Source organism: Synechococcus sp. CBW1108, from assembly GCF_015840335.1.
Taxonomy (GTDB): Bacteria; Cyanobacteriota; Cyanobacteriia; order PCC-6307; family Cyanobiaceae; genus Cyanobium_A.
In genome coordinates this window covers 436,992-452,833 of sequence record NZ_CP060395.1, presented here as the reverse complement: position 1 = coordinate 452,833, position 15,842 = coordinate 436,992, and the positions used below count along the sequence as shown (strand labels likewise).

The following is a 15,842-nucleotide window of genomic DNA, read 5'->3' as shown; positions in this document are numbered from 1 at the left end:
GGTCAGCCCTGCAGCTGCCCAACGGTTTGGTGCAGCTCACAGAGGGCAAGACGCAACAGGGCTGGATCCAACCCATTGGCGCCGAGAGCTTCGTCGCAGATTCCTGCGCCGGTGGCGATTGCCTGCTGCAGTTCCCCGGCCACGCGGGCCACCAGCGGATCACAGGGGCGCTGGGTGAGTTCGGCCAGCTCAGCCTCGCCGGGAGCGGCTTCGCAACGGCCCCGCAGTTTGAGCCGCAGCAGCTGGGCTTCCAGGCGCTCGAGCAGGGCCCCATAGCGGCGGTGGCCGGCCAGGCTGAGGCTGCCGCCCACCTCCAGCAGCAGCAGATCGCTGCCAATCCGGCCGCCGAGCAGGGCATCCAGCTGATCTTCAAGCCGGTCTAGATCGCCATCCTGGTGCAACTCCACCCGCAGGGGATGCCAGCTCAGCACCCCGGTGTCCAGGGGGGTGACCTCGGGGTTCAGCCCCCTGCTGATCCGGGCCTGCAACACCACCCCGGAGCGGTAGTCAGGGCTGCGGGGGAAGCGGTCCGGTTCGGGGCTGCCGCTATACCAAACCTTTGCGGCAACCTGCTTGACCCCGTGCCAGTCCCCCAGGGCGACGTAGTCCACCTGGTCCAGCCAGGGCCCCTCGAGGCGCAGCCGGTTGTTGGCGCCGTCGCTGCTCCTGTCGAGATCGGGGGCAGCGAAGCCGTGCACCGAGCCATGGGCGATCACAACCCGGGGCTTGTCCGCCGGCAGCTGGGCCCAGTTGACCGTGTGGAGCCAACCGCAGGGATCGGCGCTGTCGCTGCGCCGCAGCAGCGGGCAGGGAAGGATCACTGCCGCTTCGAGTCCCAACGGTGCGGGCTCCAGCAGCACCTGAAGGTTGGCGGCGCGGCGCAGTTGCTCTGCCTGGAAGTAGGGGCTATGCCAGACGCTGCCAGGGCCGCCGTGGTCGTGGTTGCCCGGGATCACCAGCACTGGGCAGGGGATGGAGCCGATGGCGGCACACACGGCACTCACATCGGCTCTGCCGGGGGTGGGGGAGTCGAACAGATCTCCGGCCACCGCCACCAAATCGGCTCCCGTGCTGGCGGCATGGGTTGCGATCCGGCCGATGGCCTGGAGCCGCACCTGGCGCAGGAGGGCCCGTTTGTCCGGGTCCTGGACCCGGCCATAGGGCTTGCCGATCTGCCAGTCAGCGCTGTGCAGCAGGGTGAGGGGTGGCAGAGGGCTGGAAGCCAGGGCGGTTGGGATGACACCGGCTCCTCTTTAGCGCCTGTGGGAGCACACTGGAATCTCCGTTCAAGGGTTTTCAGGGTGGGCCAGAAACATGTTCAGGCGATGGCCCTGGTGATCGCCCTTGCCATCGGCTTGCTGGTTGGGGCTGCCCCGGCTCCAGCTGCAGGCCTCTCAGGCGCTGAATTGTTCAGCAACCATTGCGCCGGCTGCCATGTCAACGGCGGCAACATCATTCGTCGGGGGCAAACCCTGAAGCTGGGAGCCCTCGAGCGACATGGCCTCGATGGACCCGCCGGGATCCTCGAGATCGCGGTCGCTGGCCGGGGCCAGATGGCCGGCTACGGGGCCGTGCTCGGGGAGACAGGTGCCGAGGCCGTGGCGGCCTACGTGTGGCAGCAGGCCCTGCTCGATTGGCCGCGGGGCTGACTGGCTTCAGAAAGCCTGGATCCAGGGGTAGATCTGCACTTCAGTCCAGATCCCATGGCGCCAGTAGACGTCGCCCTTAACGATGGCTTCCACCAGCTCCTGATTTTCTGCCTCGAAGATGCCGAAAACGTGGGTGCTCCCCTCGGTCGGGCCGAGGGTTACCAGGGTGCCGGCATCCTTGAGTTGCTGCAGGGCTGCCAGGTGCTCCTGCCGATAGGGGGCGCGCCTGGTCAGGGCATCGTCGCAGTAGGTGCCCCAGAGCACGAAGCGCATGGCAGATGGGCTAGTGAAACGCCCAATACTTTAGGAACCCGCCTAATCCTCAGGAACCCGCCCGCGGTGGTAAGACTGGAACCAGGCTGGGCTTTTACCCGGTTCGCTCCGATCTCAGCTCCCTTCATGCCCAGCCCCGCCTCCATGTCCAGCCCTGGCTCCATTCTTCGCCTGCCCCTCCTTTTCGCCTGCGCCAGTGCCGCCCTGGTGGCGGCCCCGGCCCACGCCAACATGATGCAACAGATCATTGTTGGCAAATGCTCCAGTGCCATGCAGGCCGATTTCCAGAAGGCTGGTAAGACCCCGCCTGCCGGCATGGTCAATGACACCTGCACCTGCGTGGCCAATGGCATGCTCAAAAAGGGCCAGAGCCTGGATCAGGCCAAGACCACCTGCGTGAAGCAGTCGACGGCCAAATACAACCTCTGAGCCCCTTGGCACCACCAGGGCCAAGCCTTCGTCTCCAGGGGGTGCTCAGCCCGGTGATCCCGGAGCTGGCTGCCCTGGTGCGCCAAAGCCCGGGCTGCCTCTCCCTTGCCCAGGGCATGGTGGGGTGGGACCCGCCCGAGACCGTCCCCAGGGCCGTGGCCGAGGCGCTGGCAGCTGGTGGGCCTGAGCTGCATCGCTATGGCGCCCTGCAGGGGGATTCGCCCTTGTTGGAGGCAGTCAGCACCAAGCTCCTGAGCCAGAACGGGCTCGACCTCGATGGGGCCGCGGTGCTGGTTACAGCGGGCAGCAACATGGCCTTCAGCGCAGTTGTTCAGGTGATTGCCGAGGGCTCGCCAGCTGGGCCCAGTGAGGTGATTCTGCCGCTGCCCTATTACTTCAACCATGTGATGGCGGTGCAGCTCGCTGGCGCCGTTCCGGTGCTGGTGGAAGGCGGTGCCATCCCCGATCCCCAGCGCCTGGCTGCGGCGATCACTCCTCGCACCCGCGCCATCGTCACCGTGTCGCCCAACAATCCCAGTGGGGTGGTGATTCCGGCGGCTGTGCTGGCGGCGATCAATCGACTTTGTGCCATGCACGGCCTGTTGCACATCAGCGATGAGGCCTATGAGCTGTTTGTCCATGGCGGCGAGCCCCATTGGAGTGCTGGGTCCCAGAGCGGCAGTGCGGCCCACACCGTGTCGCTCCATTCCCTCTCGAAGGCCTATGGCATGGCCGGTTGGCGGCTTGGCTACATGGCCGTACCCGCCCCCTTGTTGCCGGCCTTACAAAAGGTGCAGGACACGGTGCTGATCTGTCCACCGCGGTTGACCCAGCATGGGGCTCTTGCCGCCTTGAGGGCCGGACCCAGCTGGTGCGCGCCCCGGATTGCCGGCCTGGCCGACCGCCGCCGGCAGCTCCTGGCGGCCGTGGCCGAAGCGCGCTACGGGGGCCTGCCGGTGCAGTTGTTGGCCAATCCCGATGGCGCCTTCTATGGCCTGCTCCAGCTGGATAGGGCCGCTGCCGGCACGTTGACAGGAGACACCCTGATGCGGCGCCTGGTGCGGGAGTACGGGCTGGCGGCCCTCAGTGGGGAAAGCTTCGGCCTAGATCCGGCCCGGGCCGGCGGGCCGGTGCTGCGGCTGAGCTATGGCCTGCTGGATGGGCCCCAACTGGCGGAAGCCTTGGATCGCCTGTTCGACGGCCTGAGGGGCCTGGTGGCCTCAGCTGGCCCCAGCGACCCATGAAGGGCCAGCGCACCAGCAGCGCAGCCTGACCCATCTCGGGCCACAGGCCCGCAAGTTCAGCCTGAAGGTTGGGGAGTGGATCGCTGCCGGCCTCTCGGCTGCGCTGCACCGCTGACCAGGTGCCGATATGGGCGATCAGTTCGGCCAGGGTCCAGTGGCGTTCGATCCATAGCCCCGTAGGAAACGGCCACTCTTCAGCTGGGAATGCCAGGCCGGCGTAGCTCTGCTCCACCCAGCGGCGCTCGGCGGGCCACCAGGGGGCCAGCGTGACGCAGTGGAACCCATCCAGTGATGACTGGAGCCGTGGATCCGCCAAGCGCAACGGCAGGTAGCCAATCCAGGCCACCACAGCCCCTGATTTGCACACTCGCCGCACTTCGGTGTTGAAAGCGTCGCCGGCGAACCAGTGCACTGCGGCCGCCACCAGCACCCCGTCGACGCTGGCGCTGTCCAGGCCACTGCTGCATGCCTCAGCGAGCTGGTAGCTGATGCGGGGGTGGGGGCGGGCGGCTGCGAGCTGGGCCGCACTGGCGTCTGTGGCAATCACCCGGGCACCGGCGGTGGCTAGGTCGATTGCGGCCTGACCGCTGCCGCAGCCACAGTCCCACACCAGGGGGTTGCTGATCAGGCGGCCCAGGAAGAGCTCGAAGAAGGCAGCGGGGTAGGTGATCCGGTGGCGGGCATAGGCCGCGGCCACCGCGCTGAATAAATTGGTTGCCTCGTTCATCGACGCTCGAGCACCAGCATTCGATTGTTGGCCGGCAGGGGCAGATCGGCTAGGCGCTCGAGACCGAAGGATCGGCCCTTTGTTGCGCTCGCAGGCGGGGGAAAACAGCATGAGGGGAAATCCCTGCAGCCTGCTCGGGGCTTAAGCGTCGAGCCCGGCCCGCAGCTCGGCGCAGAAGCGCCCGGCCGCGGCGGCAACATCGGCCTGCTGGCCATGGGCGGCCGCCATCACTTTCACGAGGGCACTGCCCACAATTGCCCCATCGGCGCCCCAGTCGCGCACCTGACGGGCTTGTTCGGGACCGGAAATGCCAAAGCCCACGGCGATTGGCGTATCTCCCAGGGTCTTGAGTTGGCCCACCAGATCGCCCACCCGGGACTCAAGGTTCGTGCGCACCCCGGTCACGCCGGTGACGCTCACCAGGTAGGTGAAGCCGCGGCTGGCCTGATGGATTCTTCCCATGCGCTCGGCTGGCGTGGTGGGCGCCACTAGCAGCACCAGATCGAGGCCGGCAGCTGCTGCGATTGCTGAGAGTTTCTCGGCCTCTTCAAGGGGTAGGTCGGGCACCACCAAGCCGGCGGCTCCGGCGGCGGCGGCGGCGGCACAGAAGGCTTCCATGCCGCGGTTGAGCAAGGGGTTGCTGTAGGTGAACAGCACCACCGGCATGGTGAGTTCACCCTTGAGGGAGCTGAGCATCTCCAGCACCCCGGCTGGAGTGGTGCGAGCCTTCAGGGCTCGGCTGGCAGCGGCCTGAATTACCGGTCCATCGGCCAAGGGATCGCTATAAGGAATGCCTAGCTCCACCAGGTCGGCGCCATTGGCCTGCAGGGCCAGCAGGCTGGCCCTGGTGTGGGCCAGATCAGGATCGCCCGCCATCAAAAACGGCATCAGGGCACAGTGTCCCCGTTGGCGAAGGGAGCTGAAACGCTGCTGGATTTGGGTGGGGGCGGCAGACAAAGCAGCAGACACAGCAGCTAGAGGAGTTTCGGCCAGTGAGCCTATGTCTCGCCCTGGGGAGCTTCTGGCAGCTGGCCCGTTTCGCGTAGCAGGCGCTCCTGCTCTTCAGGGCTGAGGGCATCAAACTTGCGCTGCAGAGCCTCAGTGGTGAGGGCGTCGTAAGCCTCGCGGTATTGGCGCCGCTGCTGGATAAAGGTCATTTTGCCTGTGACCACCCGAAATAGGTAGCTGCCCGTCCAGGCGAGCACCAGCACCATCAGCAGGGCAGAGGCGGCGATACCAGCAGAAAAGCCCTCAAAGCCCCCGGCCTGAAAAAGCCAGTAACCGCCGCCCCCCAAGCCAAAAACCCCCAGGGCCAGCAGCAGGGCCCGACCGTTGGTCACGAGAGCACGTCGCCCTGGCCTGCCATGCGCAGGTTGATGAAGGGAGCAAACAGGATCAGACCAGGGAAAAACAGGAACACCAAGCCGTAGACCCCGAAGCGCTCGAGCTTGCCCATCACCGTCCAACGCTTGATCATCCAGGCGTAGAGCAGCAGGGGCACTGCCACCAGGTAGGCGCCTGCGATCAGGGCATAGGCCACCAGCACCAGCAGCAGATCAGGCGAAACGGATTGAAGAAACCCGGGCAGCTGCACGGCAAACCTTCGTGTTGCCATCAATTTAGGATGGCCGGGTAGGGGGCATGGCGGAATTGGTAGACGCAGCGGACTTAAAATCCGCAGGCTGCAAGGCTGTGGGGGTTCAAGTCCCCCTGCCCCCACTGGTTTTCACGCAACATTGGCTCTGGAGCATCAGAAGAGCTAGGGTTGCATGGTTCGGCAGAAGCCGGCGGGCCATGTCCGCGCACGCCGGACATCAGCACCCGCGCCCCCTTCGCTTCCAGGGGGCCTCCAAGCCTGATTCCCAGGATTGCTGTTTGGAATTATTTGCCCCTTGCAACCGCGAAGGGCAAAATTCCCATAGCAACATCACTCCCTCCGAATGTCTGCCAGATGGTGGAATCACAATGTTTCGGTGCGCAGTCCATATCAGTTGAACCTTCCATGTTCCCCCCTCCTTCATCCGCAATTTCGTTTTCATTGACCGTGGCTCGCCCTCCCTCCCATACCGGCCGGGCAAGCTATCCGAGCTGCTCCCTCAGCCAGCGCCCCCAGGGCAAACCTCCGGCCCAGCTGCTCACCTGGGAGGAGTTGCTGGGCCAGCGTTGATGCCCTGCATGCCCCAACCCATGGGCTAAGCGGCCAGCAGTCGCTCCCGCTGGAGATAGACCCGAATCAATTTCTCATCCATCAGCCCTTGGCGGGCCAGGGGCGCTTCGTTGCAGCGCTCAAACAGGTCCAGCAGGGTGCTTGTCTTGAAACAGAAGCCCCCGGCAGCTGCAATCGCCACCACATCGGGGGCTGTGATCACCTCATTGAGCTGGTCTCGGAGGGCTTGATCCTGTTGAATCCGGCCCAGGAATGTGAACAGGATATTCAGTTCGCTGGCATTAGGGTCCAGTTCCATCCAGGGTGCCTCGGGCTGGGCAGGGATTGTGGCTTCAGGCTAGGGGTTAAGGCTTCAGGCTAGGGCTCAGGACCCCGGCAAAAACCACGTTCATGTAACCCTTCAGAATCAACCCACTCCGCGCCCGATCGGCGTCAACTACTGATGAATTTCCTGCCCAGTGCCCTGGAAATCCTTCTGGGCATCGTGCTCCTGTTTGGTGGCGGTGAACTTTTTGTGGCTGGGTCCTCGGCCCTGGCCCTTTTGCTGGGGGTTCCGCAGATCGTGATCGGCCTCACGGTGGTTTCCCTGGGCACCAGTGCGCCGGAGTTGTTCGTGAGCCTGATCTCCACTTTTCAAGATGGTGATGCCATCGCCGTGAGCAACGTGGTGGGCAGCAACATCTTCAATGTGATGGTGGTGCTTGGCCTCAGCGCCCTGGTGGTGCCGCTGCGGGTCAAAAGTCGTCTGGTAAAGAGGGACGTGCCCCTGCTGCTGGGCGTTTCGATGGCGGTGTGGGGCATGGCCTCCGGGGGGCGGCTCACCTGGCAGGCAGGCCTGGCCCTGCTGGTGGGCACCGCGATCAACCTGATCTGGGAGATGAACACCGCCACCAAGTATCCCGGTGAGGAAGGCGACTTTGATGAGGCCGACCGCGCCACCCCTGCCGTCGCCGCTGCGAAGCTTGCCGGCGGCCTGGTGCTGTTGGTGGTCGGATCCCAGGTGCTAGTCAAGGGCGCCACTGCGGCGGCCATCGGCCTGGGCGTCACCGAGACCGTGATCGGCCTGACAATCGTTTCAGCCGGCACCTCGATGCCGGAGCTGGTGACCTCGCTGGTGGCGGCCTACCGCGGCAAGGCCGATCTGGCCATCGGCAACGTGGTGGGCAGCAACCTGCTCAACCAGCTGGTGATCCTGGGGGTTTGCGGCGTCTTCTCCGGCGAGGGGTTGCTGGTGGATCCGGTGGTGATCAGCCGGGATCTGCCGGTGATGGTGCTCACCACCCTGGCCCTGCTGCCCATCCTCTGGACCCGGGGGGTGGTGACCCGACTGGAGGGGGGCATCCTGGTGGGCCTCTACGGGCTCTACTTAGCTGAGCAGGTGCTCTCCGAGACCTTGACCACGGCCCAGGATGAATTCCGGTTTGTGGTTCTGGTGGTTGTGGTGCCTTTGGTGCTGGTGTTTTTGGTTTGGCAGATGCTGCGCTGGCGGCTGCAGCGCCCCGCCTGAACAAATCTTGGCGGCCACTGCTGGCAAACTGCCCAAAACAAGAGCTTCCTGATGCCGGCCAGGTTCACTTTCACCATCCCCCTGCTCGCCGCCCTGGCCTTGGGGGGCTGCGCCGGCGATGGCAGCGGCATCCAGAGCCAGAAGATGGCGGCAATTAAGGGCCGGGGCACTCTCAACTGCGGCGTGGATGGCAAGCTGCCGGGCTTCAGTTTTGTGGGATCTGACGGTCGTTACAGCGGCTTGGACGTCGACATCTGCAAGGCCACGGCTGCTGCGGTGCTGGGTGATCCCGCCAAGGTGACCTACCGCGACCTCAGCTCCACCGAGCGCTTTGCGGCCCTGGGCAGCGGGGAAGTGGATCTGCTCTCCCGCAACACCACCATGACCCTCAGCCGCGATGCGCCTGGCGGCAACGCCCTTGCCTTTGCACCCACCACCTTCTTTGACGGCCAGGCCGTGATGGTGCCCGCCAGCAGCGGGATCAAATCCCTCAAAGACGTTGCCGGCAAGCCGATCTGTGTGGAGACAGGAACCTCCACAGAGCTCAACCTGGCCGACCGGATGCGGGAGCTCAATGCCACCTACACGCCGCTGAAGTTCCAGTCTGGGGATCAGACCTTTGCAGCCTATCTGCAGGGTCGTTGCGTGGCTGTCACCTCTGACCGCTCCCAGCTGGCCGCTAAGCGAACCGGCTTCCCCAACCCCGCAGAGCACCTCCTGCTCCCAGATATGTTGAGCAAGGAGCCCCTCAACCCCGCCACCATCAATGCCGATCCGGCCTGGGCCGATGCCGTCCGCTGGGTGGTCTACAGCCTTATCCAGGCCGAGGAAATGGGCATCACCGCCGCCAACATCGACGCCAAGCTGGCTGAGGCCAAAGCCAACAAGAACCTGGCCCAGCTACGCCGTTTCCTCGGCGTCGATGGCGACCTTGGCAAGCAGCTCGGCCTGCCCGCCGATTTCGTTGTCAAAACCGTGAAGGCCGTGGGGAACTACGGCGAGGTGTTTGAGCGCAATGTGGGTCAGGGCTCGCCCCTCAAGCTCGAGCGAGGTGTCAACCAGCAATGGCTCAAAGGTGGCCTGATGTACTCGCCGCCTTTCCTGTGAGGGCGTTGAGCTCCGGTTCGTTGCCATGACCAGCCGATCTTCAGCCCCCCCCTGGTGGCGCAATCGCCGCTACCTGCCCTGGCTGGTCCAGGGGGTGGTGGCCCTGGCGGTGGGAGTGGTGGTGGCCTTCCTGCTCACCAACCTGCTGCTCAATCTCACCGCCCGGGGCCTGCTGCTCAGCTGGAGCTGGTTGGGCCAACCGGCGGGATTCGATCTGGCCGAAACAATCCTGCCCTTTGATGCCAGCCTTCCCTACTGGTGGGCCATGCTGGCGGGGCTTGTCAACACCCTGCGGGTTGTGATTGCAGGCTTGGTGGGGGCCACTGTGCTGGGCACCCTGATCGGCACCGCCTCCTTCAGCAGCAATGGGCTGCTGCGGGGCCTGGCCCGGGTGTATGTGGAGGTGATTCGCAATATCCCCCTGCTACTGCAGCTGATCTTCTGGTATTTCGTGGTATTCCTGGCCTTGCCTAATGGCACCGATGCGATCCAGCTGCCGGGGCTGGTGCTGGCCAAGTCTGGGCTGTTTCTGGGGGATCCCCAACTGGTGAATGGGGTTTGGCAGGCCTCCCTGCGCTTCACCGTCGAATTTGGGGCCCTGCTCACGGGGCTGGTGGTGTACACCGCCGCCTTCATCGCTGAGGTGGTGCGGGGCGGCATTGCTTCGGTGCCCAAGGGGCAGTGGGAGGCGGCCAGCTCCCTGGGGTTCACCCCCCTGCTTACCCTAAAACGCATCGTTTTGCCCCAGGCCCTGCGGGTGATCGTGCCCGGTCTCAACAGCCAGTACATCTCCCTGGCCAAGAACTCCTCGCTGGCCGTGGCCTGTGGCTTCACCGACCTCTATTCCGTCTCGGAAACCACCCTCAACCAGACCGGCCGGGCCGTGGAGGTGATGCTGATCCTGCTGGGCTCCTATCTGGTGATCGACCTGGTGATCTCAGCCCTGATGAACGGCCTCAACGGCCTCGTGCAACTCAAGGAGCGCTGAAGATGGCCCCTGCACCTCCTGTGACGCTTCGCCCAGGGCCCTGGCAGTGGCTGCGCCGCGAACTATTCGGCAGTCGCCTCGATGGCCTCATCTCCATTGCCCTGCTCGGCTTCCTGGTGGCAGCGGCCCTGGGCCTGGCCAGGTGGGCCCTGTTCCAGGCCCAGTGGACGGTGATCAGCGCCAACAGCACCCTGTTTGCGGTGGGGCGCTACCCGCTGGAGCAGCAGTGGCGCCTCTGGTTGCTCACCACCCTGCTGGCCCTTGCCACCGGGCTCAGCTGGGGCCTGCTGCGGGCATGGTCCCGCTCCGGACGCTCCGGATCTTCCCCCACCCTGTGGCCCGGAAATGACCGCTGGGCCGCGGCGGTTCTGGTGCTGCTCGCCCTCTGGAGCCCCCTGGCACTCCAGTTAACCCTGGCTATCCAGCTGCGCTGGTGGGCCATCACCGCCCTGCTGCTGCTGGCCCGCTGGGCCGCCGGCCGCTGGGGCCAGGCCCTTTCCCCCCTGGTTCGGCGGCTGATTCCGTTGATCTGGCCCCTGCTCTACCTGGTGGGGATGGTGCTGATCAGCGGCGGCCTCGGGCTCGTGCAGGTGGCGCCCTCCGACTGGGGCGGGCTGCTGCTCACCCTGCTGATGGCCACCTTTGCGATCCTGCTCTGTTTCCCCCTGGGGGTGCTGCTGGCCCTGGGGCGGCTCAGCACCTTGCCCCTACCGCGCTGGGGCTCGCTGCTCTACATCGAGTTCATCCGCGGCGCGCCCCTGATCACCCTGCTGTTTCTGGGCCAGAACATCCTCGGCTTCCTGCTGCCCGGCGGTCTGGCCCCGGATCGGGTCTGGCGGGCAGCCTGGGTGCTCACCTTCTTTGCGGCCGCCTATGTGGCCGAAGCGGTGCGCTCCGGCTTGGCCGCCGTACCGGCGGGCCAGCTGGAGGCGGCCCGCTCCCTGGGGCTGTCAATGCCGTTTGCCCTGATCCACGTGGTGCTGCCCCAGGCCATGAGGGTGGCCCTGCCCGCCACCGTGGGCCAGTTCATAACCCTGCTTCAGGACACCACCTTGCTCTCCCTGATCGGCCTGCTGGACTTGTTGGGTACCGCCCGTACGGTGATGGCCAATCCGGCCTTCCTGGGCCGCAATGCGGAGGTCTATCTCGTGCTGGCGGTGCTGTTCTGGTGCTGCTGCGCCGCCCTGGGCCTGGGCAGCCGGGCCCTTGAAACCCGTCTCAATCCAAACCTCGCCCCTTCCCGATGACCACCCCTGCAGCCGTGATGATCGAGGCCCGCCGGGTCGAGAAGTGGTATCCCAATGGCTTCCATGCCCTGCGGGGGGTGGACCTCACCGTGCACCAGGGCGAGGTGGTGGTGATCATGGGACCCTCGGGTTCAGGCAAGAGCACCTTCCTGCGCACTTTCAATGCCCTGGAGGATTTCCAGCAGGGCTCGATCGAGGTGGATGGCATCCCCCTCAGTGATGACCTGCGCCAAATCGACGCCGTGCGCCGCGAGGTGGGGATGGTGTTCCAGCAGTTCAACCTCTTCCCCCACCTCAGCGTGCTCGAAAACCTCACCCTGGCGCCGGTGCTGGTGCGCAAGCTTCCCAAGCAGGCGGTGCAGCGCCGCGCCCTCGAGCTGCTCGATCGGGTGGGCATCGCCGAGCAGGCCCACAAATATCCAGGCCAGCTCTCCGGCGGCCAGCAGCAGCGGGTGGCGATCGCCCGCTCGCTCTGCATGGAGCCGCGGGTCATGCTCTTCGATGAGCCCACCAGCGCCCTCGACCCCGAGATGGTGCAGGAGGTGCTGGAGGTGATGCAGGGCCTGGCCCAGGACGGCATGACCATGGTGGTGGTGACCCACGAGGTGCGCTTTGCCCGTCAGGTGGCCCACCGGGTGGTGCTGATGGATGGGGGGGTGGTGGTGGAGATCGCTCCGCCGGAGCAGTTTTTCAACAACCCCCAGCACGAGCGCAGCAAGCAGTTCCTCAGGCAGATCGGCTAGTTCCGCTCGAAGGTCAGACGGATCAGAGGCCGAACCAGCGGCAGATCAGCCAGGGCACCGTTACGGTCATGGCGATGGTGAGCGGGAAGCCGTAGCGGGCGATGTCGAGGAAGCGGTAGCGGCCCGGGCCGAACACCATCAAGTTGGTCTGGTAGCCAACCGGGCTCAGAAAGCTCTGGCTGGCGCCGAATAGCACGGCGTATATGAATGCCATGGGTGGCTGGTCAAGCCCCTGGGCCAGCTGACCGGCGATCGGAATCACCATGGCCACGGTGGCGGCGTTACTCATCACCTCGGTGAGCAGGGTGGTGAACAGGAACACCACCAGCAGCGCCGCATACACCGGCCAGTCGTGCAGCCCTGCCAGTAATCCCTGGGCCAGGGCGGCGGCCAGACCTGTTTTTTCGAGGGCCTCGCTGAAGCTCCCCAGGGAACCGAGCAACAGGATCACGTCGAGCCGGATGGCCCGCTGCAGGTCTCCGGGGCGCAGGCATCCTGTGGCGACCATCGCCACAGTGCCTAGCAACACCGCCGCCACCAGGGGAATGATCTCGAGGCTCGGCAGTAGGAGCACCAGTGCGGCGATCAACAGGGCAACCCACTTGCGGCTCACCGTGGGTAGATCCTTTTCCAGTTGCTCCAGCACCACCAGATCGTTGTTGGCCTGCAGGCCGCGGATGGCATCCTTCGGGCCCTGCAGCAGCAGCACATCCCCCTCGCGCAGCGCTGCCCGTCCCAGGCGCTCCCGCAGAACTGCGTTGCCGCGTCGCAGGGCCAGCACCGTGACGTTGTAGCGCTGGCGGAAGCGCAGATCCCGCAGGCAATCCCCGGCCAGGGTGGAGCCGGAGGGCAGCAGAACCTCCACCAGGCGTTGGTTGTTTTGCTGATCGGGAAGGATCTGCTCCTCCGGCATCGGAGCGAGAATCACGGTGTGTTCCTGCTGGAGGCGCAGCAGGTCTTCACGGCTGCAGCGCAGCAGCAGTCGATCTCCCAGCATCAGAGTGCGGTCAGCCAGGGGCGGCAGAAAGCGTTCGCTGGCACGATGCAGCTCCAGCACGTCGACATCGAAGCGCCGCTGGAGGCGGCTGCCATGCAACGACTGGCCGATCAGTTCAGAGCCCGCCGGAATCTTCACCTCGGTGAGATAGCCGCTGCTGGAGAGATCGGCGAGCAGATCGTCATCATTGCGGCCCCGATCCGGCAGGAAGCGATCAGCCAGCAGCACCATCACCAAGCTCCCCACCAGCCATACCCCTATTCCGATCGGGGTGAAGTCAAACAACCCGAAGGCGCCATAGCCCAGCTTGCTGCTCACCTCACTGGCCAGCAGGTTCACCGAACTACCCAGCAGGGTCATCGTGCCGCCCAGCACAGTGGCAAACGAGAGCGGCAGCAGCACCTTGGACGGAGAGACGCCGCGGCGCTGGCACCAGCCCTCCACCACCGGCAACAGGCTCGCCACGATCGGGGTATTGGGGACAAACGCCGACACTGGAGCGACCGCCGCCACCATCACCGCGATCATGCGCTTCGGGCTGCGCACCGCGTCGGAGCCGATCAGGGCGCGCAGACGATCCAGACCGCCGCTGCGAAATAGGCCGGCGGAGAGCGCAAAAAGGCCCATCAGGGTAATGAGGGCAGGGCTGCCGAAGCCCTCCACCGCCTCGCTGGGCTTGAGCACGCCGCCCACCATGAGCAGGGCTGCCGCCAGTAGTCCAGTGATCTCCGGAGCCAGCCAGCCGGTCACGAACAGCACGATTGACGCGGCTAGCACCAGCAGGGTTGTCAGGGCGCCGGGTTGGAGCAGGGCGGCAAGAAAGTCAGTCATTGAAAATCAGGCTGACCTCGAGGATATGCCTGTTAACCTATCGGGAATAGCGCCTGGCCTTGCTGGCATTCGGCCCCTGCTTGCGCGCTGACGCCCAGGGAGCTTTTCCTACGCTGGCTGGATCAACTTGTTGGGGTCCCCATGGCGCATCGGCATAATTTTTCTGGTTTGCAGCTGGCTGTTGGCTTGCCAGCAGGCCGCCGTCTCGCTTGATCTCCAGTCGATCGGCCAGATGGATGCCCTGCGCAAGGCCCTTGGCGTGGCACCTAATGTTGACCCAATTGCTACCTGCAAGGAGTTGGGGGTAGACATGTCCGCCCAACAGGAGTCATCCAAGCCTGGTGGGTTGGACACAAACTGAACCAAAGAGATGGGATGGGCTTGCATAGGTTGGGTCAGCGCATGGAAAAATTTATTTTGAGGTAGAAAAGATTCAGCGCCTATGTAACGGCTGGCCAGCAGCGATTTGTCCTCTATCAGTGTTTTGGCTCTTAGCCCATGGATACCTTATTACAGCAGATTCCTTCCCTGCTGCTTGCAGCGGTTGAAGCCAACCCGTGGATCGGTTATGGCGCCATCGCCCTCGTGATGCTGCTGGAAAACCTCGTGCCCCCGATTCCTTCAGAGGTGGTGATGCCTCTGGCCGGGTTCCTGATTCAGCAAGGCAAGCTCCAGCTCGTGCCAACGCTGTTGGCCGGTCTGATTGGCACCGTTTTGGGGGCCTGGTTCTGGTACGGGATCGGTCGGTTGATCAATGAGCAGCGTCTGGAGCACTGGCTCCAGCGCCATGGACGCTGGATGGGGCTTCGGCCTGAGGATCTGGCCCGCAGCCGCAGTTGGTTTAATCGCCATGGGGTAGCGGTGGTGTTCTGGGGCCGGATCATTCCGGGTGTACGCACGCTTGTCTCGCTGCCGGCTGGCATTGAGCTGATGCCCCAGCCACTGTTTCTGGCCTGGACAACCGCCGGCAGTTTGCTGTGGATCCTGCTGCTCACGCTGGCGGGCAAGGCATTGGGCAATGGATACGCCATGGTCGCGGCGCGGCTTCAGCCCTTCACGGAGTTGTTGATGCAATTGGCGGGGATTGGCTTGCTGGTAGGCCTTTGCTGGTTTGGCTTCCGGCACTGGAGCAGACACCATAGGTCCTGAGCCGAAAAATATGCTCAGGCCATGGTTTCTCGAATCTTCCGATTCGGCCCACTGATATTTGATCAGATAGCTGATCAGCTGCCGGGCAGGGCAGCCAGGGCCTCGCTGGCGCCCATCACCACCAGCAGTTCGCCCGCCTCGAGCACATGGGAGGCAGGGGGATTAACGGTGAGGTGGTTGTCGGGGCCGGCGGCCAGCACGCTGACGTTGTAGTTCTTGCGCAGGTTGATGTCGCGTAAGGATTGACCGATGAAGGCCGCCGGCACCCTGATCTCCTCAATACTGTTGCGGTCATCGAGCCTCAGCCGCTCCAGCAAATTGGGTCGCACAAGTTCCATCCCCAACCGCTGACCCTCCATCTTTGAGGGGAACACCACCCGATCGGCCCCCACTCGCTGCAGCATCTTCATGTGCAGATCACTGGTGGCGCGGGCAATCACCTGCTTGACCTGGGTCCCGGCGCCGTCCTTGACGATCAGGGTGGCCGTGACACTGACTTCGATCGGTTCGCTCATGGCCACCACCACGGTGTTCATGTCGAGCACGCCGGCGGCACGCAGGGCTTCCTCGTCTGTGCAGTCCACCACCCTGGCCTCAATGGCCGGGTGGATCTGGCGCAGTTCATCGATGGCCCGCTGGCTGGCATCGATGGCCAGCACCTCCGCCCCGGCCTTGGCCAGTTCGCTGCACACGGCCGAGCCAAAGCGCCCCACGCCGATCACTGCGAATCCGCCCCTAGATGCCTCTTCGGAGGTGTTCCACTGCCACCAACTGGTCATCGGAT

At 64.8% G+C, this 15,842-nt stretch carries 18 protein-coding genes, 1 tRNA gene and 1 pseudogene; 11 read left to right on the top strand and 9 right to left on the bottom strand.

The window, feature by feature from the left end:
- Positions 1-2: 2 nt before the first annotated feature.
- On the bottom strand, positions 3-1,193 hold the full coding sequence (locus tag H8F27_RS02355) for a metallophosphoesterase (protein WP_255517757.1): 1,191 nt from the start codon (positions 1,191-1,193) through the stop codon (positions 3-5).
- Between the two features lie 108 nt (positions 1,194-1,301).
- On the opposite strand from H8F27_RS02355, the gene H8F27_RS02350 reads away from it, so the two are divergent.
- Positions 1,302-1,649: a c-type cytochrome gene (locus H8F27_RS02350; protein ID WP_231596467.1), complete on the top strand. Its 348-nt coding sequence runs from the start codon at positions 1,302-1,304 to the stop codon at positions 1,647-1,649.
- Between the two features lie 6 nt (positions 1,650-1,655).
- Here H8F27_RS02350 and H8F27_RS02345 read toward each other — a convergent pair whose 3' ends face one another.
- Positions 1,656-1,922 (bottom strand): YciI family protein, encoded by a 267-nt coding sequence (locus tag H8F27_RS02345; RefSeq protein WP_197150972.1) that lies wholly within the window; start codon positions 1,920-1,922, stop codon positions 1,656-1,658.
- Between the two features lie 144 nt (positions 1,923-2,066).
- On the opposite strand from H8F27_RS02345, the gene H8F27_RS02340 reads away from it, so the two are divergent.
- Together H8F27_RS02340 and H8F27_RS02335 are read left to right on the top strand one after the other, a co-directional pair.
- Positions 2,067-2,351: a hypothetical protein gene (locus H8F27_RS02340; protein WP_231596466.1), complete on the top strand. Its 285-nt coding sequence runs from the start codon at positions 2,067-2,069 to the stop codon at positions 2,349-2,351.
- 5 nt (positions 2,352-2,356) lie between these two features.
- On the top strand, positions 2,357-3,595 hold the full coding sequence (locus tag H8F27_RS02335) for an aminotransferase class I/II-fold pyridoxal phosphate-dependent enzyme (protein WP_231596465.1): 1,239 nt from the start codon (positions 2,357-2,359) through the stop codon (positions 3,593-3,595).
- Between the two features lie 355 nt (positions 3,596-3,950).
- Here H8F27_RS02335 and H8F27_RS17420 read toward each other — a convergent pair.
- The 4 genes and pseudogenes from H8F27_RS17420 to H8F27_RS02320 form a co-directional block, all read right to left on the bottom strand.
- Positions 3,951-4,322: pseudogene (locus tag H8F27_RS17420) on the bottom strand (class I SAM-dependent methyltransferase); the annotation flags it as partial.
- Between the two features lie 141 nt (positions 4,323-4,463).
- Complete coding sequence (gene trpA, locus H8F27_RS02330; protein WP_197150971.1) at positions 4,464-5,279, bottom strand: tryptophan synthase subunit alpha; 816 nt, start codon at positions 5,277-5,279, stop codon at positions 4,464-4,466.
- 41 nt (positions 5,280-5,320) lie between these two features.
- Positions 5,321-5,662, bottom strand: a complete 342-nt coding sequence (locus H8F27_RS02325; RefSeq protein ID WP_197150970.1) for a DUF3007 family protein — start codon at positions 5,660-5,662, stop codon at positions 5,321-5,323.
- Positions 5,659-5,937, bottom strand: coding sequence for an NAD(P)H-quinone oxidoreductase subunit L (locus H8F27_RS02320; protein WP_197150967.1), 279 nt, complete (start codon positions 5,935-5,937; stop codon positions 5,659-5,661). The genes H8F27_RS02325 and H8F27_RS02320 overlap by 4 nt, the downstream gene beginning before the upstream one ends.
- A 20-nt stretch (positions 5,938-5,957) precedes the next feature.
- Between H8F27_RS02320 and H8F27_RS02315 the strand changes: the two genes are divergently transcribed.
- Both H8F27_RS02315 and H8F27_RS17930 read left to right on the top strand, forming a co-directional pair.
- Positions 5,958-6,041, top strand: a tRNA-Leu gene (locus H8F27_RS02315).
- 325 nt (positions 6,042-6,366) lie between these two features.
- Positions 6,367-6,489 (top strand): hypothetical protein, encoded by a 123-nt coding sequence (locus H8F27_RS17930; protein WP_255517726.1) that lies wholly within the window; start codon positions 6,367-6,369, stop codon positions 6,487-6,489.
- A 25-nt stretch (positions 6,490-6,514) separates the two neighbouring features.
- Here the strand turns inward: H8F27_RS17930 and H8F27_RS02310 are convergent, their stop codons facing one another.
- Entirely contained in the window at positions 6,515-6,787 is a 273-nt protein-coding gene (locus H8F27_RS02310; RefSeq protein WP_197150966.1) for a Nif11-like leader peptide family natural product precursor, read from the bottom strand.
- Positions 6,788-6,931: 144 nt separating this feature from the next.
- On the opposite strand from H8F27_RS02310, the gene H8F27_RS02305 reads away from it, so the two are divergent.
- Genes H8F27_RS02305 through H8F27_RS02285 form a run of 5 tightly spaced genes read left to right on the top strand, consistent with a single transcriptional unit; the run spans position 6,932 to position 12,081 of the window.
- Positions 6,932-7,996, top strand: coding sequence for a calcium/sodium antiporter (locus H8F27_RS02305; RefSeq protein WP_197150964.1), 1,065 nt, complete (start codon positions 6,932-6,934; stop codon positions 7,994-7,996).
- Positions 7,997-8,047: 51 nt separating this feature from the next.
- Positions 8,048-9,103 carry an amino acid ABC transporter substrate-binding protein gene (locus H8F27_RS02300; RefSeq protein ID WP_197150963.1) on the top strand — a complete coding sequence of 352 codons (1,056 nt, stop codon included), beginning with the start codon at positions 8,048-8,050 and terminating at the stop codon, positions 9,101-9,103.
- A 25-nt stretch (positions 9,104-9,128) separates the two neighbouring features.
- Complete coding sequence (locus H8F27_RS02295) at positions 9,129-10,091, top strand: ABC transporter permease subunit (RefSeq protein ID WP_197150962.1); 963 nt, start codon at positions 9,129-9,131, stop codon at positions 10,089-10,091.
- Positions 10,092-10,093: 2 nt separating this feature from the next.
- Positions 10,094-11,338: an amino acid ABC transporter permease gene (locus H8F27_RS02290; RefSeq protein ID WP_197150961.1), complete on the top strand. Its 1,245-nt coding sequence runs from the start codon at positions 10,094-10,096 to the stop codon at positions 11,336-11,338.
- Complete coding sequence (locus tag H8F27_RS02285) at positions 11,335-12,081, top strand: amino acid ABC transporter ATP-binding protein (protein ID WP_304623218.1); 747 nt, start codon at positions 11,335-11,337, stop codon at positions 12,079-12,081. The genes H8F27_RS02290 and H8F27_RS02285 overlap by 4 nt, the downstream gene beginning before the upstream one ends.
- Positions 12,082-12,103: 22 nt before the next feature.
- Here H8F27_RS02285 and H8F27_RS02280 read toward each other — a convergent pair whose 3' ends face one another.
- A complete protein-coding gene (locus H8F27_RS02280) occupies positions 12,104-13,909 on the bottom strand; it encodes an SLC13 family permease (RefSeq protein ID WP_197150960.1) in 1,806 nt (601 codons plus the stop codon).
- A 498-nt stretch (positions 13,910-14,407) separates the two neighbouring features.
- Here H8F27_RS02280 and H8F27_RS02275 point away from each other — a divergent pair, with 498 nt between their 5' ends.
- On the top strand, positions 14,408-15,058 hold the full coding sequence (locus H8F27_RS02275) for a DedA family protein (protein WP_197150959.1): 651 nt from the start codon (positions 14,408-14,410) through the stop codon (positions 15,056-15,058).
- 74 nt (positions 15,059-15,132) lie between these two features.
- On the opposite strand, the gene H8F27_RS02270 is transcribed toward H8F27_RS02275, so the two are convergent.
- A complete protein-coding gene (locus H8F27_RS02270; RefSeq protein WP_197150958.1) occupies positions 15,133-15,837 on the bottom strand; it encodes a TrkA family potassium uptake protein in 705 nt (234 codons plus the stop codon).
- Between the last annotated feature and the right edge of the window lie 5 nt (positions 15,838-15,842).